The organism is Streptomyces sp. NPDC052773, from assembly GCF_044547145.1.
GTDB lineage: Bacteria > Actinomycetota > Actinomycetes > Streptomycetales > Streptomycetaceae > Streptomyces.
Map to the genome: position 1 here is coordinate 303672 of NZ_JBITZX010000009.1, position 25807 is coordinate 329478.

Consider the following 25807-nt stretch of genomic DNA (forward strand, 5'->3'; position numbering starts at 1 on the left):
GTGAGCGGGACGATCACTGCGGTCAGCAGCAACGGGACGTACTCCTTCTCCAAGCCGAACCGTGAGAGCGTCACGCTCGTCGCGGGCCTCGGTGTCGAGGGCGATGTGCACGCCGGAGCGACGGTGAGGCACCGGTTCCGGATGGCGAAGGACCCGGCGCAGCCGAATCTGCGGCAGGTCCACCTGATGCACGAGGAACTGTTCGACGAGGTCCGCGCCGCCGGTTTCGAGGTCGCCGCCGGGCAGCTCGGAGAGAACGTGACCACGCGCGGGATCGATCTGCTGAACCTGCCGACGGGCACCCGGCTGCACCTCGGCGACGAGGCCGTCGTCGAGGTGACCGGGCTGCGCAACCCGTGCGCGCAGATCGACGGATTCCGCAAGGGACTGATGAAGCAGGTCGTCGGACGGGACGCCGGCGGCGCGGTGCGGTTCAAGTCCGGGATCATGAGCGTCGTGCTCACCGGCGGTGTGGTGCGGCCCGGCGACCCGGTGCGCGTCGAGCTGCCGGACGGACCGCACACGCCGCTGACGATCGTCTGAGTCAGCCCCGGAACTCCGGCGTCCGTTCCGGCGAGGCCTCCGCCAGTGCCTTGCGCACCGCCTCGACGCCGCCCCGCAGCCCGTACACCGGGGTGCCGGGCTGCTGGCGCCAGGACTCGTCGATGCCGCCCGCGTCGACCGTGTCGAAGCCGAGCTCCTCTATCAGTGCCCGCACCTTCCGCTTGGCCGCCTCGTCGTCGCCCGCGACCGGCAGCGCCAGCCGGTCCGGGTCGCCGGCCGGGCGCGGGCGGTCGAGGATGTCCCGGGCGTACGTGCCGTTGAAGGCCTTGATCACCGGGTGCCCCAACCGGCGTTCCGTCCAGCGGCTCTCGGTCAGCCCCTCGTCCTCGATCCCAGCGATCCGCCCGTCGCGCTCGCGCGGGTAGTAGTTGCCGGTGTCGATGACGGCGACGTCGTCGGCCGCCTCGTCGAACAGGCCGGACGGCAGGTCCGGCACCGCCTTCAGCGGGATGGTGACGACGACGATCCCGGCGCCGCGCGCCGCCTCCTCCACCCGCACCGGCGTCGCCCCGGTCTCCTCGGCGAGCGCGGTGAGAGTGTGCGGGCCGCGGGAGTTGGCGACCGAGACGTCGTGCCCGAGGGCGGTGAGCCGCCGGGTGAGGTTGCCGCCGATGTTCCCCGCGCCGATGATGCCGATCTTCATGGCCGGCCCTTTCCAAGTCGTCGTTCCTGGCGTGCCGTTGCGAGGGACGACAACCCTGCGTCGGCCGGCGCTATTCCGGGCACAAGCGCAGGCGCCCGCATCCCTGTGCGGGATACGGGCGCCCTCGCGGCATGCGTCACGCGCTTCGGCGCGTCACGTGTTCCGGTGCGTCACTTGTTCAGGTGTGCCCAGAACTCGTCGAACGACAGCAGCTTGTCGCCGTTGAGGTCGCGGCTGGCGATGATCGCCTCGGCGACCGCCTCCGTGACGTTCCAGTCGCCGCCCTGGGCCAGGGCGGCCTTGAACTCGGCTGCGGTGATCTGGCCGTCCCCGTCCGTGTCGATCCGCTCGAACTGCTTGCGTGCTTCCTCGATGTCGGCCACCGATCCGCCCCTCTTCGTCCTACTTTGCTATGTGGTGCTGTCGCACTGACGCAGGTCAGATTAACTGCCCGCTCTCGCGCGCAGTGCGGCGACCACCCAGGCGAAGTCCTCGGTGTGCGGTGGCGCGGGCTGCCGGTTGACCACGGCCAGCAGTTCCCGGTAGCGGGCGACACGGTCGTCGAAGCCGGCCGTCATGCGGGCGAGGACGGCGCCGCGGTCGGCGTCGCCGAACAGTTCCCGCAGCACCTCCTCGGCCTCGGGCGCCTCGGGGGTGACCCCGCGCTGCCGGGCCGGCCCCACCAGCTCCACCAGGCGCTTGGCGAACCACAGGGAACGGCCGGGCGGCGCGTCCGGGTCCCGGTCGGCCGCGTTGAACTCCACGGCCCGCCGCATCTGCGCCCGGAAGTCCGGGTCCTGGAGCATCTCGGCCAGTTCCACCCAGGCATCGACCTGCTCGGGGGTCGGATCGTCGGTGAGGTCGACGGAGGTCTGCCGGATGCGCTCCCGGATGTCCGGGTCGACGTTGTCGAGCCCGTGCAGCGCCTCCTCCACGAACTCCCGCATGATCCGCTGCCGTTCCGCCGCCGACAGCCGTGCCAGCTTGTTCATCAGGGTCGTCTCCTCCGCTGTGGAACCACGTCGCGCCACGGTCGACAGCACCGCGCGGATCACCTTCAGCGACCTGATCTGCGCGTCCAGGGCCGCCACATGCGCCGCCGCGACCTCCGCGACCGTCCGCTCCCCGGCCAGCACCCGGCGCACGTCGGCCAGGCCGAGGCCCAGTTCGCGCAGGGTGCGGATCAGTTCCAGGCGGGCGGCGGACCCGGTGTCGTACAGCCGGTAGCCGCCCGCCGACCGGGTCACCGGGGTCAGGACGCCCTCGTCGGACCAGTAGCGGATGGTGCGCACGGTCAGTCCGGTGGCCCGGGCCAGCTCGCCGATGGTGAGGAGTCCGGTGCCGTGATCGCTCATGTCTGCGAGTCTGGGCCTTCCAGTGGGTGGAGACTCAAGGAGCCGGCGTGGGACAGACCCTGCGGGACATTCTCGACGCGGCGGCGCGGGGCGTCTTCCCTCCGGCGGACGGCGGGACGACCGTGGTGCCGCAGCACTGCGGCCGGGACGCGGGCGTGATGGCGTTCACCGCGCACTCGGTGGTCTTCACGGACGAGGACCCGCGGTGGGTGTACGACACGCTGGCCGCCCTGGACTGCGACGCCCTCGCGGCGACGCTGCACCCACGCTTCCTGACGGCCTTCCTGGAGCGCACCGGGCGGACGACGGAGACCATCGACGCGGTCCTGGTCGGCACCCCGCTGCCGGGCGAAGCGTCGCTCGCGCTGAAGGAGATCGACTCCGGTCACCCGCGCGTCGCCTACGCCCGCACACGCCGCGACGGGGTGCGCGCCTGGGCGGCCGAAGGCGCGGTCCTGGTGATGGGGCGCGGGGTCGCGGGGCGGCTGGAGGTGTCCGTCGAGGTGGACGAGGGGGTACGGCACCGGGGGCTGGGCCGGGCGCTGGCGTCGGCGGCCCGGCACCTCGCGGGGGAGCCGCTGTGGGCGCAGATCTCGCCGGGGAACGCCCGCAGCGTCCGGGCGTTCCAGGCGGCCGGATACCGGCAGGTGGGCGCGGAGGCGCTGCTGCGCCGCGCCCACCCCGGGTAGGGCGTCAGCGGAAGATGCCGGTGTGGCCGAGCGAGTAGCGGCCCGGCTGGGGGTAGACGGCGAGGCCGTGCGGGCCGCTGCCGACGGGGATGCGGGCGAGCTGGGAGCCAGTGCGGGTGTCGATGGCGTACACCTCGGCGTCGTAGCGCCCGGACAGCCACAGCACCTTGCCGTCGGCGGAGACGCCGCCCATGTCGGGGCTGCCGCCGTCGGGCAGGTGCCACTTCTTGGTGACCTTGTTCTGGGTGAAGTCGAAGACGGAGACGGAGCCCTCGCCCCGGTTGGAGACGTACATCTCGCGGGAGTCGCGGCTGACGTACAGGCCGTGGCAGCCCTCGCCGGTGGGCAGCAGCTTCGGCTCGCCGAAGGTGTCGCCGTCCAGGACCCACATGCCGTCGGCCATCATGTCGGCGATGTAGAACGTCTCGCCGTCCGGGGAGATCTTCACGTCCTGTGGCATGGCGCCCTCGAAGGGCAGCTTCTGCTGGCCGACCACCTTCATCTTCTCGGTGTCGACCTTCAGCAGCTCGCCGCTGAACTCGCAGGAGACGATGAAGTAGCGGCCGTCGAGGGAGAAGTCGGCGTGGTTGACGCCGTAGCAGCTGACCGGCTCGGTCTTGATCCGCTTCATGGTGTGCGGGTCGCGGAAGACGAGTTCGCGGTCGAGGGAGGCCATCACGACGGCGTACTTGCCGTTGGGCGTGAAGTACAGGTTGTACGGGTCGTGCACCTCGACGGGCTTGCCCGCCTTGCCGGTCCTCGGGTCGATGGGGGTGAGGGTGTGGCCGCGGTTGTTGTTGACCCACAGCGTCTTCATGTCCCAGGACGGCACGACGTGCTGCGGCTGCCGGCCGACGGGGATGGTGTCGATGATCTCGTACGTCTTCGGGTCGATGACGGAGACCGTGTCGGACTCGGTGTTGGGGACGTAGACCCGGGACGGGAAGTCCTTCACCACCGGCGAGAGCTTGTTGGGGCGGTCGGCGGCGTAGACGTCCTTCGGGTCGAGCACCGGGGGCATCCCCGGGAGTCCGTTGATCTGCGGCCCCTTCGGCGGGGCGGACACCTCGGCCTTCGTGGGGCGGGTGGGCTGGGCGGTGTCCTCGGCCTCGGTGCCGCAGGCGGCGAGGGCGACGAGTGCGGCGCCGGCGATCAGGGCGCGGGTGACGAGGGTGCGTGGCATCAGCGGATCAACTCCGTGGCGGTCACCGCGGTGAGGCCGCGGCGGTCGAGTTCTTCCAGTACGGCGGGGAGGGCGGCGATCGTGTCGGCGTATCCGAAGTGCAGGCTCACGATCGATCCGGGGCGGACCTGGTCGAGGACCGCGCGGGTGACGGCGGGGGCGCCGGGCTCGGTGAAGTCGAGGGAGTCGACGTCGTACGACAGCACGTGCGGGTAGCCCGCGCGGTGGGCGAGGCGTTCGACCAGGGGGGAGGCCCGGGTGGCGCGGGAGGGGCGGAACCAGCTGCCGATCGAGCCGGTGAGCCGCTTCAGGCGGTGCGCGCAGTCGGCGATCTCGGCGTGCGCCTGCGCCTCCGGCAGGGCGTTGACGTCCAGGTGCCGCTGGGTGTGGTTGCCGAGTTCGTGGCCGCCGTCGAGGATGCGGCGGGCCAGCTCCGGGTGCGCGTCCAGCCAGCTCCCGACGGCGAGCACGGTGACCCGGGCGCCGCGCCGCTCCGCCTCGGCGAGGAGCGCGCGGGCGGTGGCCGGGTCGCCGCCGCCGTGGAAGGTGAGGGCCACCTGCGGGTGACCGCGCGGGCCGTGCGCGATCTGCCCGGGGCGGCCGGGGAAGCGACGGGGGGCTGCCGCAGGGGGCGCGGGGGTCGCCGGGGTGGCCGGGGTGGCCGGGGTTGCCGGGGTTGCCGGGGTTGCCGGGGTTGCCGGGGTTGCGAGGGGGTGGCCGGAGGGCGCGGGCGTGCGCCCGGAGGTCCCGGGGACGGACTGGGAGGTCGCGTGGCCGGAGGCCCCGGGGGCGTGCCCCGAGGTTCCGGGGGTGGGCCGGGGGGTTGCGGGTGTGCGCCCGGAGGTCCCGGGGGTGGGCCGGAGTGTCGCGGGGGCGTGTCCCGGGGTCCCCGGGGCGTGCCCGAAGGTCGCGGGGGGCCGCTCGGGGTGCGCGACGGCGCCGCCGGAGGTGCAGGCGGCGGTCAGGGCGCCCGCGGCGACGAGGCCCGCGCCGGTACGCAGCGCCGTGCGACGGTCGGTCGTGGTCACGCGCCATTTATAGGGGGGTTACGGGCGAAATCGGGCCATTGACCCAACCGGCGGTGCGGTGCCCTCGGGCCGCCCACGGACGCGCCGCGGAGCCGGTGGCGCGAGGGGCGACCGCGGACGCTCAGCGGTCCGCCACCCGCATCTCGAACCAGGTCGTCTTGCCGCGCGGGAGCAGGTCGACGCCCCAGCGGTCGGAGAGTTTGTCGACGAGGAAGATGCCACGGCCGCTGACGTCCATCACCTGGACCGGCATCAGGCAGGGCAGCCCCCGCGACGGGTCGCGGACCTCGATACGGATCCTGCCGCGCAGGCGGCGCATCCGGAGCCCGAAGACCCGGGCGCCGGTGTGGCGTACGGCGTTGCCGACCAGCTCGGAGACGAGTAAGACGACGTCCTCGGTCATCTTCGGGGTCAGTCCCCACTGGCGGAGGACCACCACCTGGGCCAGCCGGCGGGCCGTCGCCGCGGACTCCGGACGGGACGGCAACGCGACCTCGCCCTCGGTCGGGTTGCCGAACAACTCCAGTGCCCTGAGCGCCAGTTCGTCCTCGACCGCGGGCGACCAGCGCGCCGCGGTGGCACGGCCGCGTCCTCGCGGCTGATCGATGCCCTCCAGCCCCGCCATGCCCCCATCATGGCCGCCCGGCGCACCCTCCGGGGCCGTTCCGCCGGAATAGGCCCCCGGTACACCTTCACTCCCCGCCGACCGAACGGCATATGCCGCAGGCAGAGGAAATCCGAACAGACCCTCGCCGACCTGCGAAGACCGCTCGATCAACGGCGCCGGACGGGCGCCCTCGCCGGGACCGGCTCACGGTCGCCGCACGGCTCGCGCAAACCGCCCCTTCGAGGGACCCGGACCGGACACCGCGTCGACGGGGAGCCCGCGTGTCAGCGGAACTTGGCCTTGCCGGGACCCTCTTCCACGAAGCTGCGCATGCCGATCGCCCGGTCCTCCGTGGCGAACAGGCCCGCGAACCAGTTGCGCTCCACGGCCAGGCCCGTCTCGATGTCGGTCTCCAGGCCGGTGTCGACGGCCTCCTTCGCCGCGCGCAGCGCGATCGCCGGGCCCTGGGCCAGCTTCGCCGCCCAGGCATGCGCCGCCTCGTACACCTCGCCGGCCGGCACCACCCGGTCCACCAGGCCGAGCGCCAGCGCCTCGTCGGCCTTGACCTGACGGCCGGTGAAGATGAGGTCCTTGGCCTTGGAGGGGCCGATCAGCCGGGCCAGCCGCTGGGTGCCGCCCGCGCCCGGGATCAGGCCGAGCAGGATCTCCGGCTGGCCCAGCTTGGCGTTCTCCCCGGCGATCCGGTAGTCGGCGCACAGCGCCAGCTCGCAGCCGCCGCCCAGCGCGTACCCGGTGACGGCCGCGACGACCGGCTTGGGGATGCGGGCGACCGCCGTGAAGGAGTCCTGGAGGGCGCGGGCGCGCAGGACCATCGCGGTGTGGTCCATCTCCTGCATCTCCTTGATGTCCGCGCCGGCCGCGAACACCTTCTCCCCGCCGTAGATCACCACGGCGCGCACATCCTCGCGGCGCGTGGCCTCCTCGGCGAGCTCCTTGAGCCGGTCCTGCGTGGCCACGTCCAGCGCGTTCATGGGCGGGCGGTCCAGGCGCAGCGTGCCGACGCCGTCCGCGACTTCGAGGTTTACGGTCATGCAGGCAGGTTAACGTCCATTAACGACAACGGGCCCGGTGCGGTAGCTCACACCGGGCCCGTACGCGTTCAGCGCGTCACGCCTTCCACTTCTCCCACGACATGTTCCAGCCGTTGAGGCCATTGTCCGGGTCGATGATCCGGTCGTTGGAGTTCTTCACGACGACCACGTCGCCGATCATCGAGTTGTCGAAGAACCAGGCGGCGGGCGCGTCCTTGTCCCAGCCGCCGCGCACGTCGCGCAGGCCCACGCAGCCGTGGCTGACGTTGCGGTTGCCGAAGGCGTCGCCGCCCCAGTAGTTGCCGTGGATGAAGGTGCCGGAGGTGGACAGCCGCATGGCGTGCGGGACGTCCTTGATGTCGTACTCGCCGCCGTAGCCGACCGTCTCGCCGTTCATCCGGGTGACCGTCAGCTTCTCGCTGATGACCATCTGGCCGTTCCAGGTCTCGTAGCCCGGGGCGCCGGTGGTGACGGGGATGGTCTTCACGACCTTGCCGTCCCGCATGACCTTCATCGTCAGCTTCTTCGCGTCGACGACGGAGACCTGCTCGCGGCCGATGGTGAAGGAGATGGTCTTGTCCTGCTCGCCGTAGACGCCGTCGCGGCCCTCGACGCCGTCCAGGTTGAGGTCGACGGTGACCTTGGTGCCGGCCTTCCAGTACTTCTCCGGCCGGAAGTCGAGGCGGTCGTTGCCGAACCAGTGGCCCTCGACCTCGACGGCCGGCTCGGTCTTGATCCTGATGGCCTTCTCGACGTCCTCGGGGTTGGTGATCCCCCGGGTGAAGCGGAGCGAGAACGGCATTCCGACGCCGACCGTGGAGCCGTCCTCGGGGGTGAAGTGGCCGATGAACGTGTTCTGCGGCGTCAGCGTGGTGAAGCGGGAGTCCTCGGCGGCGGTGCGCCCCGCGGAGTCCTTGGCGACCGCGTGCACCGAGTACGTGGTGGCGGCGGCCAGATGGGTGGACGGCGTCCAGGTGGCGCCGTCCCCGGATATCGCGCCGTCGATCTTCGCGCCCTCGGCGTCCTTGACGACGACCTCGGTGAGCTTGCCCTTGGTGGCGGTCACCTTGAGGGCGCCGCTGGTGTCGACGGACTTGGCGCCGTCCTTCGGGGCGATGGAGACGACCGCCTCCGACTGCCCGCTCACGGCGTTCGCCGAGTTCTCGCCCTTGCCCTTGCCCTCCCCCGCGCCGGAGGTTCCGGCCTCCGCGCCGCCGCCGCACGCGGTGACCGTCAGCAGCAGCGCTCCGAGTATCAGCGCCAGCGGCCCCCTGCCGCGTCCGCGCCCCCCGCGCGCGTCAACCGACGCCCCCGATATCGGTCGCACGTTCAAGATGTTCTCCCCTCCATGGGCCCGGAAGCCGGGACCCTCAACGGGTCCGCGACCGGACCCCCCAACGGGCCCGTCGGGCCCGCTCCCCAGCGCGACCAGCGCGCTCGGCGCATATTAACCACAAGGTCAGCGCGCCGAGCGCCCGGGAAATGTCACCGTTCGGTCCCAACCGTTCCCCCCTGTCCGGTCACTTCACCGCACTGCCCGCTTTCCACTGGTTCCAGCTCATGTTCCAGCCTCCGAGCCCGTTGTTCGGTGCGACCGTTTTGTCGTTGCTGTTGACGACCTCGACGACGTCCCCGATGAGGCTGCGGTCGAAGAACCAGCCCGCCGGGGTGTCGGCGCCGCCGCCCTTCACATCGCGCAGGCCGACACAGCCGTGACTGACGTTGGCCCGGCCGAAGACGCTGGGGTCCGCCCAGTAGTTGCCGTGCAGGAAGGTGCCGGAGTCGGTGAGGCGCATGGCGTGCGGGACGTCGGGGATGTCGTACTCGCCCTTGCCGTTCTTCTTCTTGAAGCCGACCGTGGCGCCGTTCATCCGGGTCACGTCGTACATCTCGGTGATCACCATCTTGCCGTTGTACGTGGTGGTCTTGGGGGCCCCCGCGGTGATGGGCACGGTGCCGACCAGCTCGCCGTCGCGCCGCACCTCCATGGTGTGCCGGGCCGCGTCGACGAGGGAGACCTGGCTGCGGCCGACGGTGAAGGTGAACGTCTTGTGCTGCAGGCCGTAGACGCCGGGGGCGCCCTCGACGTCCCTCAGCCGCAGGTCGACGGTGACCTCGGTGCCGGGTTTCCAGTACGACCGCGGACGGAAGTCCAGGCGGTCGTCGCCGAACCAGTGGGGGCGGATCTCGACGGCGGGTTGCGCGGTGACGCGGATGGCGCGTTCGACGGCCGCGCGGTGCTCGATCTCCCGGTTGAACACCAGCGAGACGATCATCCCGGTGCCGACCGTGGCGCGGTTCTCCGGGCTGACGTATCCGATGAAGCGTTCTTCGGGAACGTGGGTGGTGAAGGTGGTGTGCCGGGCGGCGCGGCGGCCGTCGCCGTCGACGGCGATCGCGTCGACCGAGTACTTCGCGGCGAGCGCCAGTGTGTCGTCGTGGGGTTCCCACCGCCGTCCGTCCGCGGAGATCCGGCCCGGCACCGGGGTCTCCTGAGCGTCCTGGGACTTCGTCACCCTCACCTTCTCCAGGCGCCCGACCGGCACCCGGACGGTCAGGTCGGTGCCCGGCCGGACGCCCTTGCTGCCGTCGTCCGGGAAGACGCGGATGATGTCTTCGGGGGGCCGGGGTTTGCCGGGCCCGGCCAGACCGATTCCGCCGGTGCCGTCCCCGGTGCAGCCGGCGGCCCCGGCCAGGAGTCCTGCCCATGTCACTACGGCGGCCAGTGCGGCCCTCGCGCGCCGCGCGCGCCCTTGTACGTGCCTCACAAAGATGTCCAACGACGGCGCCCGCCCTGGGGAAACGTGAGTGCGACCCAAGCTCTGGGCAGAACAGTGGGGAGGACGACGCGGCGGGGAGCCCCGGGCCGGGACGCCACAGGCCTTGTTGTGCGCGTCGTCCCATGAGCCGTGGGAGGCGTACTGGTGTCCAGCGCTGCCGAGCAGGAGACGCGTGTCGGGGAGGGACGCCCCGCCTCCGCGGTGAACGGCGCCGCGCGCGAGGCGCCGGAGATACCCGTGTGGCCGGGGGCGGCGATGCCGCTGGGCGCGCGGTTCCGGGTGGGGCCGGACGGGGTGGCGGGCACCAACTTCGCGCTGTGGGCGGGTGGGGCGGAGGCGGTGGAGCTGTGCCTGTTCGACGACTCGGGCGGCGAGCGCCGGGTGCGGCTGACGGAGCTGACGCACGAGATCTGGCACGGGTTCGTGCCGGGGGTGCTGCCGGGGCAGCGGTATGGCTACCGGGTGCACGGCCGCTGGGATCCGTGGACCGGCGGCCGGTGGAACCCGGCGAAGCTGCTGCTCGACCCGTACGCGCGCGCGGTGGACGGCGAGTTCGCGCTGCCGCCCGAGGTGTACGGGCATGTGCGGGACTGGCCGCAGCAGCAGGTCGCGGACACCGTGCGCGACGACCGGGACTCGGCGCCCTTCGTCCCCAAGGGCGTGGTCGTCCACGATGACGACGACTGGGCCGACGACCGCCGCCCGAAGACGCCGTGGGCGGACTCGGTGATCTACGAGCTGCACGTCAAGGGCTTCACCAAGCTGCACCCGGGGATCCCCGAGGAGCTGCGCGGCACCTACGCCGGGCTCGCCCACCCGGCGGCGATCGAACACCTGACCAAGCTGGGGGTCACGGCCGTCGAACTGCTGCCCGTCCACCAGTTCGCCCACGAGGACCACCTGCTCAAACGCGGCCTGAAGAACTACTGGGGCTACAACTCCATCGGCTACTTCGCCCCGCACGCCGCCTACGCCGCCTCCGGCACCCGCGGCCAGCAGGTCGGCGAGTTCAAGCGGATGGTGCGCGCCCTGCACGCGGCCGGTATCGAGGTCGTCCTCGACGTGGTCTACAACCACACCGCGGAGGCCGGCGAGCTGGGCCCCACGCTGTCCCTGAAGGGCATCGACAACCGGGGCTACTACCGGTTGCAGTCGGACGCGCGCCGGTACGCCGACTACACCGGCTGCGGCAACACCCTGCACGTCGTCAAGCCGCACGTGCTGCGCCTGATCACGGACTCGCTGCGCTACTGGGTGACCGAGATGGGCGTCGACGGGTTCCGCTTCGACCTGGCGGCGGCGCTGGCCCGCTCCATGCACGACGTCGACATGCTCTCCCCGTTCCTCGCTGTCATCGCCCAGGACCCGGTGCTGCGGCGGGTGAAGCTGATCGCCGAGCCGTGGGACGTGGGCTCCGGGGGCTACCAGGTGGGCGCGTTCCCGCCGCTGTGGACGGAGTGGAACGACCGGTACCGCAACGCCGTACGCGACTTCTGGCGCCACGCGCTGCCCGACGTACGCGAGATGGGGTACCGGCTGTCGGGCTCCAGCGACCTGTACGCCTGGGGCGGGCGCAGGCCGTACGCGTCCGTCAACTTCATCACCGCGCACGACGGCTTCACCCTGCGGGACCTGGTGTCGTACGAGCGCAAGCACAACGAGGCCAACGGCGAGGGCAACCGGGACGGCTCGAACGACAACCGGTCCTGGAACTGCGGCGCCGAGGGCGAGACCGACGACGAGCGGGTACGGGCGCTGCGCCGCCGCCAGCTGCGCAACCTGCTCACCACCCTGCTGCTGTCGACGGGCGTGCCGATGCTGGTCGCGGGCGACGAGCTGGGCCGCACCCAGGGCGGCAACAACAACGCCTACTGCCAGGACAACGAGATCAGCTGGCTGGACTGGGGGCTGCTGGAGGAGCCCGGCTGGAAGGCGCTCTTCGACCTCACCTCCCGGCTGATCGCGCTGCGCCACCGGCATCCCGTGCTGCGCCGCCGGGCGTTCTTCTCCGGGCGGGCGCACTCGGCCGACGGCCTCAGGGACCTGGCGTGGTTCACCGCGCGGGGCACCGAGATGACCGAGCGGGACTGGTACGCGCCGGCCGCCACGCTCGGCATGTACCTCTCCGGCCGGGACATCCCGGGCCGCGACGAGCGGGGCGCGCCGATCCTCGACGACAGCTTCCTCGCCGTCCTGCACGCCGGTGAGCGGCCGGTGACGTTCGTGCTGCCGGGGCCGCCGTGGGCGGAGCGCTACGAGGTGGTCGTCGACACCGCGGAGGAGGAACAGGCGGCGGCGCCGGGCCGGGAGCACCGCGCGGGGACGGTGATATCGGTGCCGGAGCGGTCGGTGCTGCTGCTGAAGGTGGTCGGCTGAGGGGGCTTGCCGGGGGCGTGGGAGGCGGTCGCGGAGGGCTGTTGCCGTACCCGGGCGCCTGAGCGCGCTCCCGGGCGGGGCGGTGGGCCGCGGAAACTCGGTGGGCGTTGTCGGTCGCTGTCCGTAATCTCGACGTGATGCCGACGACACCTGCCGCCACCGAAGAAACCGGTCCCGACCAAGCCGTTGACCAAGCCACCGACCAGGGCGTCGACCCGCCCGCCCGGCGCTCCGCCGTACGGTCCCTGTTGCGGCTGTGGCCGTATGTGCGACCGGTGCGGGCGCGGTTGGCCGCCGCCGCGTTCGTCGCGATCGTCGCCTCGTGTGCCGGTCTGGTGATTCCGCTGGTGCTGAAGTGGCTGGTGGACGGGCCGGTCGCCGAGCGGGACCCGGCGGGGGTGTGGCTGGGCGCGCTGTATCTGCTGCTGCTCGGGCTCGCCGAGGCGCTGCTGTTCGGGCTGCGGCGGTGGCTGGTGGCCCGGCCGCTGGCCGGGGTCGAGGCGGCGATGCGGGCGGATCTGTACCGGCATCTTCAGCGGCTGCCGGTGGCGTTCCACGACCGCTGGGCCTCGGGGCAGTTGCTGTCCCGGGGCACCGGAGATCTGGCGCTGCTGCGCATGTTCCTCGCTTTCCCGCTGACCTTTCTGCTGGTCAACGGGGTGACGATCCTCGTCGGCGTGGTCATCATGCTGGTGCAGGACTGGACGCTGGGGCTGGTGATCCTGGGGCCGGCCGTGCCGGTGATGGTGATCTGCTCCGTCTTCGAGAAGCGGTACGCGCTGGCCGCGCGGCGGGCGCAGGACCAGGTCGGCGATCTGACCACGGTCGTCGAGGAGAGCGTGCTCGGCATCCGGATCGTCAAGGGGTTCGGCCGCCATCGCAGCCAGGCGCGCGCCTTCCGCGAGCTGTCGCGCACCCTGCGCCGGACGGAGCTGCACAAGGCGCGGCTGCTGGCCACGATCTGGGCCGCGATGATGACGCTGCCCGAGGTGGCGATCGGGGCGGCGCTGGTGCTGGGCGCGGTGCGGGTCGCCGACGGCGATCTGTCGGCGGGCACCCTGGTCGCCTTCCTCTCCACGGCGCTCGCCCTGCGCTGGCCGGTGGACTCCATCGGCTTCCTCCTCGCCCTGAGCCAGGAGGCCGCGACGGCCACGGAGCGCTACTTCGAGGTCATGGACGCCGAGCCGGAGTCGTCCGGCGGTACCCGGGCAACGGTCCGTGAGGGGGACGGCGACGGGGACGGTGACCGGGGGCTGCGGTTCCACGGGGTCACCTTCCGCTACCCGGACGCGCCTCCCGGCTCCCCGCCCGTGCTCGACCGGGTCGATCTGCACATCCGGCCCGGTGAGTCGATGGCGCTCGTCGGTGCGACCGGCAGCGGGAAGACGACGCTGACCGCGCTGGTGCCGCGGCTGTACGAGGTCACGGAGGGGCGGATCACGCTCGACGGGGTGGACATCGCGGCGATGTCCCGCGAGGAGCTGCGTACCCGGGTGGCCGTCGCGTTCGAGGAGCCCACGCTGTTCTCGGCCACCGTGGACGAGAACGTCCGGATGGGCCTGGGCGACGGCGCGGACCCGGACGCGGTGAAGCACGCGCTGGCGGTCGCCCAGGCGGACTTCGTGGACGCGCTGCCGCAGGGCGTCGACACCCAGGTGGGCGAGCAGGGGCTGAGCCTCTCCGGCGGTCAGCGGCAGCGGCTGGCGCTGGCCCGGGCGGTCGTGGGGCGGCCCGACTTCCTGGTCCTGGACGACCCGCTGTCCGCGCTGGACGTGCACACGGAGGCCGCCGTGGAGGCCGCGCTGCGCCGGGTGCTCGCGGACACCACGGCGCTGATCGTGGCGCACCGCCCCTCCACGGTGCTGCTCGCCGACCGGGTCGCCCTGCTGTCCGGCGGCCGGATCACCGCCGTGGGCACCCATCACGAACTGCTGCGCTCTCACGCCGAGTACGCCCATCTGATGTCAGGCGAAGAGGAGGACGGCCGATGACGACCACCACCACGGCACCGGCCGAGGACGGCCCGGAAGAGCCGGAAGAGCGCCGCTCCCCCGCCGGTGACCCCGCCGGCGACCTCTTCGACCGGGACGTCCTGCCCACCCCGCCCGGCGCGACCGCCGCCCTGCTGCGTTCCCTGCTCGCCCCGCTGCGGGCGCGCGTCGCGCTCACCACGCTGTTGCTGCTGCTCCAGCAGGCGGCGGTGCAGGCCGGCCCGCTGCTGGTGGCGTACGCCATCGACCACGCCGTGCCCGCGCTGCGCGCGGACGACCACGGGCCGCTGATCGCGGTGGCCGCCGGTTATCTGCTGTGCGCGCTGGCGGCCGGGACGCTGCAGTACGGGTTCGTCCGGGCCTCCGCCGGGGTCAGTCAGGACGTGCTGCTGGATCTGCGCGGCCGGATCTTCCGCCACGCGCAGGCGCTCAGCATCGACTTCCACGAGCGTTACACCTCGGGCCGGCTGATCTCCCGCTCCACGAGCGATGTGGAGTCGCTGCGCGAGCTGCTGGAGGACGGCCTCCAGGAGCTGGTGATGGTGATCCTGTCCTGCGTGTACACGGCGGTGCTGCTGCTGTGGCTGGATCTGGGGCTCGGCGGGCTGGCGGTGGCGTCGTTCGTGCCGTTGTGGTGGCTGGTGCGGATGTACCGGCGGCGGGTGCAGCGGGTGTATCTGCGGCGGTCGAGCGCCATCGCCGCGGTGATCGTGAAGTTCGTGGAGACGATGAACGGGATCCGGCCGGTGCGCGCCTTCCGCCGGGAGGCCGCGAACGACGCCGAGTTCCGGGTGCTGAACCGGCGGCACGAGCGCACCAACGGCGACGCGCTGCTGGAGATGGCCCGCTATGTCGTCGGCTCGCGGATCGTGGGCAACACCGCGGTGGCGCTGATCGTGCTGTGGGGCGCCTGGCGGGTGGCGGACGGCACGCTGGCGCTGGGGGTGCTGGCGGCGGCGGTGCTGTATCTGCGCAGGATGTACGACCCGATCGACCGGTTCGGGATGTTCCTCAACTCGTACCAGTCGGCGGCGGCCTCCCTGGAGAAGATCGCCGGGCTGCTGGCCCAGACGCCGTCCGTGCCCGAGCCGTCCGCGCCGAAGCCGCTGCCGCCGCTGGAGGACGCGGACCGTCCCGGCCGCGAGGTCGTCTTCGACGGCGTCCGGTTCGCCTACCGCACCGGCGGCGAGGTGCTGCCCCGCTTCGACCTGACCCTGCCGGCCGGGCAGACCGTCGCGGTGGTCGGGACCACCGGCGCGGGCAAGTCCACCCTGGCCAAGCTGCTCGCCCGGTTCTACGACCCGACGGACGGCCGGGTGCTGCTGGACGGGGTGGATCTGCGCGAGCTGTCCACGGCGGAGCTGCGGCGCGGTGTGGTGATGGTGACGCAGGAGGCGTTCCTGTTCTCCGGCACGGTCGCCGAGAACATCGCCATCGGCCGCCCGGACGCGAGCCGCAAGGAGATCGAGCGGGCGGCGAAGGCGATCGGCGCGCACGACTTCATCAGCGCGCTGCCCGACGGTTACGACACGGACGTGCGCAAGCGGGGCGGCCGTATCTCGGCCGGTCAGCGGCAACTGGTCGCGTTCGCGCGGGCGTTGCTCGCCGATCCGGGGGTGCTGATCCTCGACGAGGCGACCAGCTCGCTGGACGTCCCCGGGGAGCGGGCGGTGCAGCGGGCGATGGCGACGGTGCTGAAGGGGCGTACGGCGGTGGTGATCGCGCACCGGCTGTCCACCGTGGAGATCGCGGACCGGGTGCTGGTGATGGAGCGGGGCCGGATCGTCGAGGACGGCAGTCCGGCGGAACTCGTCGCGGGTACGGGCCGGTTCGCGGATCTGCACCGCGCGTGGCGGGACAGCCTGGCCTGAGCCGGCCTTGCCGCGGACCCGCGGCATCCGGGGACTGAGCGGGCCTTGCCGCGGACCGGCGGCATCCGGCCGCGAGAGCCGTAGGACAGGACCCGACGAGTTCGTATATCGAACGTGAACTCCCGGACAACGAACGATTTCCGGCCAAGTTTCTGACGCGCCCCTGACAGAACCGGCGGGGTGCTGCCACTCTTCCCACGGTCGCCTCACAGCAACCCCACAGACCTTCGCGCTGTGGCACGGCCCAGCTCCACGCACGCCCGGACGGCCCACCCGCCGCCCGGTTCTCCCCTGGCCGCGCGATCCGCGGCCGCGCAGAAGGAGTCAGTGTTGAGCAGCAGTCCCTCTCACAGACGCACCTCCCACACCCCCCGTCGCCGGGCGGCGGCCGTCGCGCTGGTCGGTGTCGCCGCCCTCGTCGCCGCGGCCGTGCAGTCCGGTGCCGCGACCGCCGCCCCGGAGAAGGCACCGTCGGCGTCGGCCCAGGCGGACCCGGGCGCCCTGCCCAAGAAGCTCACCCCCGCCCAGCGCGCCGAGCTGATACGCGAGGCCCAGGCGGACACGGCGGCGACGGCGCGGCAACTCGGCCTCGGCGCCAAGGAGAAGCTGGTCGTCCGGGACGTCGTCCAGGACCGTGACGGCACCACGCACACCCGCTACGAGCGCACCTACGACGGTCTGCCCGTCCTCGGTGGCGACCTGGTCGTGAAGACGGCGAAGAGCGGCGCGACCGAGGGCGTCGTGCGGGCCACCCGGGCCGCGGTCAAGCCCGCCACCCTGAAGCCGACGATCACCGCCGAGCGCGCCGAGCGGCAGGCGCTGGCCGCAGCGAAGGCGGAGAAGGCGAAGAACCCGGACGTCGACCGCGCCCCGCGCAAGGTGGTCTGGGCCGCGAACGGCACCCCGACCCTCGCCTGGGAGACGGTCGTCGGCGGCCTCCAGCACGACGGCACCCCGCAGGAGCTGCACGTCGTCACCGACGCCGCGACCGGCGAGAAGCTGTTCGAGTGGGAGGCCGTCCACAACGGCACCGGCCACACGGTGTACAGCGGCACGGTCCCGCTCACCACCACCCAGTCGGGCTCGACGTACAACCTCACCGACGGCGCCCGCGGCGGCCACAAGACGTACAACCTCAACCGCGGCACCTCCGGCACCGGCACGCTCTTCTCCGGCCCGGACGACGTGTGGGGCAACGGCTCCCCGTCCAACCTGGAGTCGGCCGCCGCCGACGCCCACTACGGGGCCGCGCTGACCTGGGACTACTACAAGAACGTGCACGGCCGCAACGGCATCCGCGGCGACGGCGTCGGCGCCTACTCGCGGGTCCACTACGGCAACAACTACGTCAACGCGTTCTGGTCGGACAGCTGCTTCTGCATGACGTACGGCGACGGCTCCGGCAACGCCAACCCGCTCGTCTCGATCGACGTGGCCGCGCACGAGATGACGCACGGTCTGACGTCGGCGACCGCGAAGCTCGTCTACAGCGGCGAGTCCGGCGGCCTGAACGAGGCGACGTCCGACATCCTCGGCGCGGCCGTGGAGTTCGCCGCGAACAACTCCTCCGACGTGGGTGACTACCTCATCGGCGAGGAGATCAACATCAACGGCGACGGCACACCGCTGCGCTACATGGACAAGCCGAGCAGGGACGGCTCGTCGAAGGACAACTGGTACTCCGGTATCGGGTCCATCGACGTGCACTACTCCTCCGGCCCCGCGAACCACTTCTTCTACCTGCTGAGCGAGGGCAGCGGCGCCAAGACCATCAACGGCGTCAGCTACGACTCGCCCACCGCGGACGGGCTGCCGGTCACCGGCATCGGCCGGGCCAAGGCGGAGCAGATCTGGTTCAAGGCGCTCACCACCAAGTTCACCTCCACGACGAACTACGCGGCGGCCCGCACCGGCACGCTCGCGGTCGCCGGTGAGCTGTACGGCACCACCAGCGCCGAGTACAAGGCGGTCCAGGACGCCTGGGCCGGCGTCGCGGTCGGGTCCCGTTCCGGCGGGGGCGGCGGTGGCACGTCCTTCGAGAACACCACTGACGTGTCCATCCCGGACAACGGCGCCGCGGTGACCTCCTCGGTGAACGTGACCGGGCGGACCGGCGCCGCGCCGTCCAACCTGCAGGTGGGCGTGGACATCGTCCACACCTGGCGCGGCGACCTGGTGATCGACCTGCTGGCGCCCGACGGGACGGCGTACCGGCTGAAGAACTTCAGCTCGTCCGACTCGGCGGACAACGTGCAGACCACGTACACGGTCAACGCCTCGTCCGAGACCGCCAACGGCACCTGGAAGTTGCGGGTCCAGGACCAGGCGGCGCAGGACACCGGCTACATCAACGGCTGGAAGCTGACCTTCCCGTAAGGCCGGCGGCGGCTCGTACGACGCACAGGGCCGCACAGAGCGCACAGGGCGCCGCTCCGGGGCAACTACCCCGGAGCGGCGCCCCTTTCGTTGCCCCGCTTTACCTTTCGGAAACGTTTTCTTGGGAGTTGGGTTTCGGCCAACATCACTTGAGGCTCCTGACATGTACGCACCACGGGTGTCACTCTTCCCTCACCCGCCGCACAACTTCCCAGCAGCCCCCCACCCAAGGAGCTTGTGTGTCCCCCACGCGCACCACTCTGGCGCTGGCCACCGCCATCGCCGCCGGCGCCCTCCTCACCACCGGCCTGACCACCGGCCCGGCCACCGCCCAGACCCCCGCCGAGGGTCCGGCCGTCCGCGCCGCCACCCCGCTCGCCCTCTCCCCCGCCACCCGCACGGCCCTGATCCGCGAGGCCGACGCGGCCACCGAGCGGACCGCCGACGAGATAGGCCTCGGCGCCAAGGAGAAGCTGATCGTCCGCGACGTCGTCAAGGACGCCGACGGCAGCCTGCACACCCGCTACGAGCGCACCTACGCCGGTCTCCCCGTCCTCGGCGGCGACCTCGTCGTCCACGAGAGCCCGACCGGGAAGACCGAGGGCGTCACCAAGGCGACCAAGGCGAGAATCGCGGTCGCCGACCTCACCCCGGAGGTCGGCGAGGCCGCCGCCGAGACCCAGGCCGTCAAGCGCGCCAAGGCCCTCGGCGGGACGAAGGCCGACGCGGCGAAGGCCCCCCGCAAGGTGATCTGGGCGGCCGACGGCAAGCCCGTCCTCGCCTACGAGACCGTCGTCGGCGGCTTCCAGGAGGACGGCACCCCGAACGAGCTGCACGTCATCACCGACGCGGCCACCGGAAAGAAGCTCTACGAGTACCAGGGCATCGAGACCGGCACCGGCAAGGGCCTCTACAACGGCACGGTCACCCTCGGCACCTACCTGTCCGGTTCGACGTACCAGCTCTACGACCCCTCGCGCGGCGGCCACAAGACGTACAACAAGGCCCGCTCCACCAGCGGCTCGGCCGGCACCCTGTTCACCGACGCCGACGACACCTGGGGCACCGGCACCGCCTCCAGCTCCTCCAGCGACCAGACGGCCGCCGTCGACGCCGCCTACGGCGCCCAGACGACCTGGGACTACTACAAGAACACCTTCGGCCGCAACGGCATCAAGAACGACGGCAAGGCCGCGTACTCCCGCGTCCACTACGGCAACGCGTACGTCAACGCCTTCTGGTCGGACAGCTGCTTCTGCATGACGTACGGCGACGGCGAGGGCAACACCAAGCCGCTCACCTCGCTCGACGTGGCGGCCCACGAGATGACCCACGGCGTCACCTCGAACACGGCCGGCCTGAACTACTCCGGCGAGTCCGGCGGCCTGAACGAGGCCACGTCCGACATCTTCGGCGCGGCGGTCGAGTTCTACGCCGGCAACCCCGCCGACCCCGGTGACTACCTCATCGGCGAGAAGATCGACATCAACGGCGACGGCACGCCGCTGCGGTACATGGACAAGCCGAGCAAGGACGGCGTGTCCGCGGACTACTGGTCGTCCTCGCTGGGCGGCATGGACGTCCACCACTCCTCCGGCCCCGCGAACCACTTCTTCTACCTGCTCAGCGAGGGCAGCGGCGCCAAGACCGTCAACGGCGTCGGCTACAACTCGCCGACCTACAACGGCTCCACGGTCACCGGCATCGGCCGCGCCAAGGCCGCGGCGATCTGGTACAAGGCACTCACCACGTACATGACCTCGACGACCAACTACAAGGGCGCCCGCACGGCGACCCTGAACGCGGCGTCGGCGCTGTACGGCGCCTCGAGCACCGAGTACAAGGCGGTGGCGGCGGCCTGGGCGGCCGTCAACGTCAACTGAGCCACAGCCTGATCGGCGAGGCGGCACCCGGCGGACACACGACGCCGGGTGCCGCCCTACGCTGGGGCGCATGTCTCCTGGGGATTTCACGTACGCGGACGTCGGCGGCACCCGTGAGCCGGGTTTCTGCCCGCCCGGCTTCCACCGCATGGACGTCCGCACCCGGATCGGCGAGGGCCACGAGGTCTTCCGCCGGGCCGCCGAGGCGGTGTGCACCTGGGAGATGCACCGGGCGATGGGCGTCGGCATCGACGCGAGCGCCGACCGCGCCGCCCCGGAGGTGACGGTCACCGTCACCCTCGCCGGACTGGTCAGGGCGCCCTGCCGGATCGTCTGGACCGTCGACGAGCCCCGCCGCGCCGGCTGGGCCTACGGCACCCTGCCCGGCCACCCCGAGTGCGGCGAGGAGTCCTTCGTCGTCAACCGCACCGGCGACGGCACGGTCTGGCTGACCATATCGGCCTTCAGCCGCGCGGCCAGCTGGTACGCCAAGGCCGGCGGCCCGGCCACCCGCGGCCTCCAGCACGCGTACGCCAAGCGGTGCGGGAAGGTGCTGCGAGCCTTGTGCGCCCGGGCCCCCGAGAGCTGACCCCTACCTCATCAGCACCCCCGCCGCCTCCCTCACCTCGTCCGCCGGGACCGCCAGCAGGCCCAGTTCCGCGCCGGAGGCCAGCAGGCGGTGGGCGGGGAGGATGCGGACCGTGTAGCCGAAGGGGCCGGTGCGGTCCAGGCAGAGAGGGCCCTCGTAGACCCAGCGGCCCTCCATGTCGGGGCCGCCGGCCGGTTTGAGGGGCACGGCGGAGGCGTCGGCGATGCGGTCCTCGGAGTCGACGCGGCCGGCGACCGCCTGCACCTCGACGTCCTCGGGCGCGAGGTCGCCGAGGCCGACGCGGACCCGCAGGGTCAGGGTCGTGCCGAGTTCGGCGGTGGCCGCCGTCACGGAGGTCTCGACGTGGTCGACGGTCACCCCGTGCCAGGCCGAGCGGACGCGGGCCTTCCACTCGGCGAGGTCCCGCGCGGAGTCCGGGTCCATGGCGCGGTGCGCGTGCGCGGCCGGGGCGTAGAGGCGTTCCACGTACTCCCGGACCATCCGGCCCGCCAGCACCTTCGGGCCGAGCAGGGTGAGCGTCTGGCGGACCATCTCGATCCACCGGTCCGGCAGCCCGCCCTGGCCGCGCTCGTAGAAGCGCGGGGTGATCCGCTGCTCCAGCAGGTCGTACAGCGCGGCGGCCTCGATGTCGTCCCGGCGGTCCGGGTCGGTGCCGTGGCCGTCGGCGGTGGGGATGGCCCAGCCGAAGTCCGGCTGGAACCACTCGTCCCACCAGCCGTCCAGCACGGACAGGTTCAGACAGCCGTTGAGCGCCGCCTTCATCCCGCTCGTGCCGCAGGCCTCCAGCGGGCGCAGCGGGTTGTTCAGCCAGATGTCGCAGCCGGGGTAGAGCTTCTGCGCCATCGCCATGCCGTAGTCGGGCAGGAAGACGATCCGGTGCCGCACGCGCGGGTCGTCGGCGAAGCGGACCAGCTCCTGGATGAGGCGCTTGCCGCCGTCGTCCGCCGGGTGGGCCTTGCCGGCGACGACGATCTGCACCGGCCGCTCGGGGTGCAGGAGCAGTTCCATCAGCCGGTCGCGGTCGCGCAGCATCAGGGTCAGGCGCTTGTACGACGGGACGCGGCGGGCGAAGCCGATGGTCAGGATCTCCGGGTCGAGCACCCCGTCGATCCAGCCCAGTTCCGCCGTGCCCGCCCCGCGCTGGCGCCAGGCCGTGCGCAGCCGCTCGCGGACCTCCGTCACGAGTTGTTCGCGCAGGGACCGGCGCAGGTCCCAGATGTCCTGGTCGGGGATGTCGGCGACGGCGTCCCAGCGGTCCGAGCCGCCGATGGTCATGGCGTCCTCGGTGCGCTGCGGCCCGATCTGCCGGGCGCCGAGCCGGAACACCTCCGGGGCGACCCAGGTGGGGGCGTGCACCCCGTTGGTGACGGAGGTGATCGGCACCTCCTCGGGGTCGAAGCCCGGCCACAGGCCGGAGAACATCTCCCGGCTGACCCTGCCGTGCAGCAGGGACACGCCGTTGGCGCGCTGGGCCAGCCGCAGGCCCATCACGGCCATGTTGAAGAGGCTGGGCTCGCCACCGGGGTACGTCTCCATGCCGAGCTGGAGCACGCGGGGCACGTCGATGGCGGGCAGCTCGGCGTCGGGGCCGAAGTGGCGGGCGACCAGCTCCCGGTCGAAGCGGTCGATGCCGGCCGGGACGGGGGTGTGGGTGGTGAAGACGGTGCCCGCCCGTACCGCCTCCAGCGCCGAGTCGAAGTCGAGGCCGTCCGCGCACAGTTCGGCGATCCGCTCCAGGCCGAGGAAGCCCGCGTGTCCCTCGTTGGTGTGGAACACCTCGGGCTCGGGGTGGCCGGTGAGGCGGCAATACGTGCGCACCGCCCGCACCCCTCCTATGCCGAGCAGCATCTCCTGGAGCAGCCGGTGTTCGCTGCCGCCGCCGTAGAGCCGGTCGGTGACGCCGCGTTCGCCGTGGTCGTTCTCCTCGACGTCCGAGTCGAGCAGCAGCAGCGGCACCCTGCCGACCTGGGCGAGCCAGATCCGGGCGCGCAGGGACCGGCCGCCGGGCAGGGCGAGGGTCACCTGGGCGGGGGTGCCGTCGGGCTCCTTCAGCAGGGCCAGCGGCAGCTCGTTGGGGTCGAGGACGGGGTAGTGCTCCTGCTGCCAGCCGTCGCGGGAGAGGGTCTGGCGGAAGTAGCCGTGCCGGTAGAGCAGGCCGACGCCGATCAGCGGGACGCCGAGGTCGCTGGCCGCCTTGAGGTGGTCGCCGGCGAGGATGCCGAGGCCGCCGGAGTACTGGGGCAGCGCGGCGGTGATGCCGAACTCCGGGGAGAAGTAGGCGACGGCGGCGGGGAGTCCGCCGGGCTGGGTCTGGTACCAGCGGTCGCCGGTGACGTAGTCGTGCAGGTCGTCGGCGACCGTGGTCAGCCGGCGCAGGAAGCGGCGGTCCTCGGCCAGCTCGGCGAGCCGGGCGGGCGGCACGCTGCCCAGCAGCCGGACCGGGTCGCCGCCCGAGGCGGCCCAGCGGTCGGGGTCGACGGACTGGAACAGGTCGCGCGTCTCCGCGTGCCAGGACCAGCGCAGATTGCGTGCCAGGTCGCTCAGCGGCCGGAGGGATTCGGGGAGAACGGGACGGACGGTGAATCGACGGATCGCCTTCACGGTTCCACCTTGTCGGTGCGCTGACGGACGCGGTGTGCGTTGTTGCCGTTCTGGAGGTTTGTGCCGGTGTGGATGGTGTGGTCCTTCTCGACGGTGTCGCCCCTCTCTGCGGTGGTGCTCCTGTCGACGGTAGTGGCTACCCGGCCGCGTCGTGGCCGACTCCGGGACCGCCGCGCCCGGACCGTCGAAGTGTCACCCTCACCCCAGCCTGGCCGAAATGGCCGATTCCGCATCCCTGGGCCAACTTGTGAGGCTTCGGGCCGCACGAGAGGCCGCCCGGTGGCGGACCTGCCGACACGCCGGTCCGCCCGGGTGGAGGAGGGGGACGCGAGGCCACGGCGCGGACGCGGACACGAGCCCGGCGGGTGAGCCCGGCTCCGCCAGAGGCAGTCGCCTGGTGACGCCGAAGGGGGGAACAGGCGCTGCGTCGACGGCAGGAGCGCACATCACCGAGAAGATCGGGGCGCGCGTCAGCCCCACCCAGGGCGCGGTCCTCGACGGCTGTGCCGAAACCGCCGCGGTGGGCAACGAGGCACTTCCGGCCACTCTTTTCTCCCTCGCGAGGGTGTGGCGGGCCATCTCGGCGGGCGCCACCGGCCGGAGGGACGCCCGCGCGCCCTTCTCCCGCCACGCCACCGCATCCCCCACCACGGCACCGCCCCGGACCTGTTCGCCCCCGGTGCCGCGTCACCTCGGCGCCCCGCGCCGACGGCTCCGCGAAGTCGGCGTACTCCGGTACGTCGATGGCGTCCCCGCACGTCACGGGCGTCGCGGCACCCTGTCGGGCCGGTCGTACCGAGGCCGGTCCGGCCCGGCCCGCGCAAGCGATGACGGCGGGCGCGGCGACCGGCAAGGTGCCCCGGAGCGGCCCCGGTTCACCGAACCGGGTTCCTCGAACACCGCCCTGCCGACGGCACGGTCCCGGACACCGGCCCCGTGGCTCCCGGACGGGGCCGGACTTGTGCGTAGACATACGCGTGAGTAGTTAACAAAGTGCCGGATTGCCCACCCGAACAGTGTGGGAAGGCTCCTGCGGTACACCTCACAGGCACCTCCAGCAGAACCCACCTCCCCACAGCAATCCGCCCACCCACGTTGACGCGGACAGGAGCGGTGATGCCCGCCACGCACCACTCGTCGGCACCCCCGACACCCCCAACCCGAACACCCCTCGCGCACCCCGCCGACGCCGACCCGCCGGCCACCCCGGAGCCACCCTCCGCGGGCGGCGACGTCACCGCCGTCGGACGCATACCCGTCCTCGACGTCCGTCCGGTGGTCCAGCACGGCCGCCGGCCCGCGAAGGCGGTGACCGGCGAGCGTTTCGAGATCTCGGCCACCGTGTTCCGGGAGGGCCATGACGCGGTCGCCGCCAACGTCGTCCTGCGGGACCCGGACGGCCGGCCCGGCCCTTGGACGCCGATGCGCGAACTCACCCCCGGCACCGACCGCTGGGGCGCCACCGTGACCGCGGACGCGCCCGGCCTGTGGACCTACACGGTCGAGGCGTGGGCCGACCCCGTCACCACCTGGCACCATCACGCCCGGATCAAGATCCCGGCCGGAATCGACACCGGGCTCGTCCTGGAAGATGGCGCGCGGCTGTACGAGCGGGCGGCCGACGGCATGCCCGCCCGGGAGCGCGGCCTGCTCCTCGCCGCCGTGGACGCCCTGCGGGACGAGTCCCGCCCGGCCGCGACCCGCCTGGCCGCGGCCCTGACCCCGGAGGTGGAGGCGGCACTCGCCCGCCATCCGCTGCGGGAACTGGTCACGGCGTCCGACCCGTATCCCCTGCTGGTGGAGCGGGAACGGGCGTTGTACGGCTCGTGGTACGAGTTCTTCCCCCGCTCGGAAGGGACGGAGGAGCGTCCGCACGGCACGTTCCGTACGGCGGCGCGCAGGCTGGCCGCGATCGCGGAGATGGGTTTCGACGTCGTCTATCTGCCGCCGATCCACCCGATCGGGACGACCCACCGCAAGGGCCCCAACAACAGCCTGTCGGCGGGCCCTGACGATGTGGGGGTGCCGTGGGCGATCGGCTCGCCCGAGGGCGGGCACGACGCCGTACACCCGGATCTGGGCACGCTCGAGGACTTCGACTGTTTCGTGGAGCAGGCGCGCGGGCTGGGTCTGGAGATCGCGCTGGACTTCGCGTTGCAGTGCTCGCCGGACCATCCCTGGGTGGACAAGCATCCGGA

19 protein-coding genes are annotated in these 25807 nt (G+C 72.3%); 9 read left to right on the forward strand and 10 right to left on the reverse strand.

Going from position 1 to position 25807, the window contains the following annotated elements:
* Window positions 1-543: an MOSC domain-containing protein gene (locus tag ACIG0D_RS21955; protein WP_399803291.1), complete on the forward strand. Its 543-nt coding sequence runs from the start codon at window positions 1-3 to the stop codon at window positions 541-543.
* Window position 544: 1 nt separating this feature from the next.
* On the opposite strand, the gene ACIG0D_RS21960 is transcribed toward ACIG0D_RS21955, so the two are convergent.
* The 3 genes from ACIG0D_RS21960 to ACIG0D_RS21970 form a co-directional block, all read right to left on the reverse strand.
* The gene (locus tag ACIG0D_RS21960) at window positions 545-1207 is read right to left on the reverse strand and encodes an NADPH-dependent F420 reductase (protein ID WP_399803294.1); all 663 of its coding nucleotides are present in this window, start codon (window positions 1205-1207) and stop codon (window positions 545-547) included.
* Between the two features lie 170 nt (window positions 1208-1377).
* Window positions 1378-1590, reverse strand: coding sequence for an EF-hand domain-containing protein (locus tag ACIG0D_RS21965; protein WP_043504252.1), 213 nt, complete (start codon window positions 1588-1590; stop codon window positions 1378-1380).
* A gap of 60 nt (window positions 1591-1650) precedes the next feature.
* Window positions 1651-2562, reverse strand: coding sequence for a MerR family transcriptional regulator (locus tag ACIG0D_RS21970; RefSeq protein WP_399803297.1), 912 nt, complete (start codon window positions 2560-2562; stop codon window positions 1651-1653).
* 47 nt (window positions 2563-2609) lie between these two features.
* Here ACIG0D_RS21970 and ACIG0D_RS21975 point away from each other — a divergent pair, with 47 nt between their 5' ends.
* Window positions 2610-3251: a GNAT family N-acetyltransferase gene (locus ACIG0D_RS21975; RefSeq protein WP_399803300.1), complete on the forward strand. Its 642-nt coding sequence runs from the start codon at window positions 2610-2612 to the stop codon at window positions 3249-3251.
* Window positions 3252-3255: 4 nt separating this feature from the next.
* On the opposite strand, the gene ACIG0D_RS21980 is transcribed toward ACIG0D_RS21975, so the two are convergent.
* The 6 genes from ACIG0D_RS21980 to ACIG0D_RS22005 all read right to left on the reverse strand — a co-directional run bounded on the left by ACIG0D_RS21980 (window position 3256) and on the right by ACIG0D_RS22005 (window position 9889).
* Window positions 3256-4434 carry a YncE family protein gene (locus ACIG0D_RS21980; protein WP_399803303.1) on the reverse strand — a complete coding sequence of 393 codons (1179 nt, stop codon included), beginning with the start codon at window positions 4432-4434 and terminating at the stop codon, window positions 3256-3258.
* Window positions 4434-5462 carry a polysaccharide deacetylase family protein gene (locus ACIG0D_RS21985; RefSeq protein ID WP_399803306.1) on the reverse strand — a complete coding sequence of 343 codons (1029 nt, stop codon included), beginning with the start codon at window positions 5460-5462 and terminating at the stop codon, window positions 4434-4436. Before ACIG0D_RS21985 ends, ACIG0D_RS21980 begins: the two co-directional genes overlap by 1 nt.
* A 121-nt stretch (window positions 5463-5583) precedes the next feature.
* On the reverse strand, window positions 5584-6087 hold the full coding sequence (locus ACIG0D_RS21990; RefSeq protein ID WP_399803309.1) for an ATP-binding protein: 504 nt from the start codon (window positions 6085-6087) through the stop codon (window positions 5584-5586).
* A 266-nt stretch (window positions 6088-6353) separates the two neighbouring features.
* On the reverse strand, window positions 6354-7121 hold the full coding sequence (locus ACIG0D_RS21995; RefSeq protein ID WP_399803312.1) for an enoyl-CoA hydratase/isomerase family protein: 768 nt from the start codon (window positions 7119-7121) through the stop codon (window positions 6354-6356).
* 76 nt (window positions 7122-7197) lie between these two features.
* On the reverse strand, window positions 7198-8454 hold the full coding sequence (locus ACIG0D_RS22000) for an Ig-like domain-containing protein (protein WP_399803315.1): 1257 nt from the start codon (window positions 8452-8454) through the stop codon (window positions 7198-7200).
* Between the two features lie 187 nt (window positions 8455-8641).
* The gene (locus tag ACIG0D_RS22005) at window positions 8642-9889 is read right to left on the reverse strand and encodes an Ig-like domain-containing protein (RefSeq protein WP_399803317.1); all 1248 of its coding nucleotides are present in this window, start codon (window positions 9887-9889) and stop codon (window positions 8642-8644) included.
* A gap of 156 nt (window positions 9890-10045) precedes the next feature.
* Here ACIG0D_RS22005 and glgX point away from each other — a divergent pair, with 156 nt between their 5' ends.
* From glgX to ACIG0D_RS22035, 6 genes are all read left to right on the forward strand, one after another.
* Window positions 10046-12277, forward strand: a complete 2232-nt coding sequence (gene glgX, locus ACIG0D_RS22010) for a glycogen debranching protein GlgX (RefSeq protein ID WP_399803320.1) — start codon at window positions 10046-10048, stop codon at window positions 12275-12277.
* Between the two features lie 137 nt (window positions 12278-12414).
* The gene (locus ACIG0D_RS22015) at window positions 12415-14268 is read left to right on the forward strand and encodes an ABC transporter ATP-binding protein (protein WP_399803323.1); all 1854 of its coding nucleotides are present in this window, start codon (window positions 12415-12417) and stop codon (window positions 14266-14268) included.
* Window positions 14265-16139, forward strand: a complete 1875-nt coding sequence (locus ACIG0D_RS22020) for an ABC transporter ATP-binding protein (RefSeq protein WP_399803326.1) — start codon at window positions 14265-14267, stop codon at window positions 16137-16139. The genes ACIG0D_RS22015 and ACIG0D_RS22020 overlap by 4 nt, the downstream gene beginning before the upstream one ends.
* Before the next feature lie 330 nt (window positions 16140-16469).
* Window positions 16470-18515 (forward strand): M4 family metallopeptidase, encoded by a 2046-nt coding sequence (locus ACIG0D_RS22025; RefSeq protein WP_399803328.1) that lies wholly within the window; start codon window positions 16470-16472, stop codon window positions 18513-18515.
* A gap of 239 nt (window positions 18516-18754) precedes the next feature.
* A complete protein-coding gene (locus ACIG0D_RS22030; RefSeq protein WP_399803331.1) occupies window positions 18755-20398 on the forward strand; it encodes a M4 family metallopeptidase in 1644 nt (547 codons plus the stop codon).
* Between the two features lie 70 nt (window positions 20399-20468).
* Window positions 20469-20987 carry a DUF1990 domain-containing protein gene (locus ACIG0D_RS22035; RefSeq protein WP_399803334.1) on the forward strand — a complete coding sequence of 173 codons (519 nt, stop codon included), beginning with the start codon at window positions 20469-20471 and terminating at the stop codon, window positions 20985-20987.
* 3 nt (window positions 20988-20990) lie between these two features.
* Here ACIG0D_RS22035 and ACIG0D_RS22040 read toward each other — a convergent pair whose 3' ends face one another.
* Window positions 20991-23609: a glycosyltransferase family 1 protein gene (locus ACIG0D_RS22040; RefSeq protein ID WP_399803337.1), complete on the reverse strand. Its 2619-nt coding sequence runs from the start codon at window positions 23607-23609 to the stop codon at window positions 20991-20993.
* A gap of 1116 nt (window positions 23610-24725) precedes the next feature.
* Between ACIG0D_RS22040 and ACIG0D_RS22045 the strand changes: the two genes are divergently transcribed.
* Window positions 24726-25807 (forward strand): maltotransferase domain-containing protein (locus ACIG0D_RS22045; protein WP_399803340.1); only part of this gene is annotated, 1082 nt, incomplete at its 3' end.

Coding starts and splice junctions, on each gene's coding strand:
- ACIG0D_RS22015 (WP_399803323.1), top strand. CDS start 12,415: ATGCCGACGACACCTGCCGCCACCGAAGAAACCGGTCCCGACCAAGCC.
- ACIG0D_RS22035 (WP_399803334.1), top strand. CDS start 20,469: ATGTCTCCTGGGGATTTCACGTACGCGGACGTCGGCGGCACCCGTGAG.
- ACIG0D_RS21960 (WP_399803294.1), bottom strand. CDS start 1,207: ATGAAGATCGGCATCATCGGCGCGGGGAACATCGGCGGCAACCTCACC.
- ACIG0D_RS21995 (WP_399803312.1), bottom strand. CDS start 7,121: ATGACCGTAAACCTCGAAGTCGCGGACGGCGTCGGCACGCTGCGCCTG.
- ACIG0D_RS21990 (WP_399803309.1), bottom strand. CDS start 6,087: ATGGCGGGGCTGGAGGGCATCGATCAGCCGCGAGGACGCGGCCGTGCC.
- ACIG0D_RS21970 (WP_399803297.1), bottom strand. CDS start 2,562: ATGAGCGATCACGGCACCGGACTCCTCACCATCGGCGAGCTGGCCCGG.
- ACIG0D_RS22020 (WP_399803326.1), top strand. CDS start 14,265: ATGACGACCACCACCACGGCACCGGCCGAGGACGGCCCGGAAGAGCCG.
- ACIG0D_RS21980 (WP_399803303.1), bottom strand. CDS start 4,434: ATGCCACGCACCCTCGTCACCCGCGCCCTGATCGCCGGCGCCGCACTC.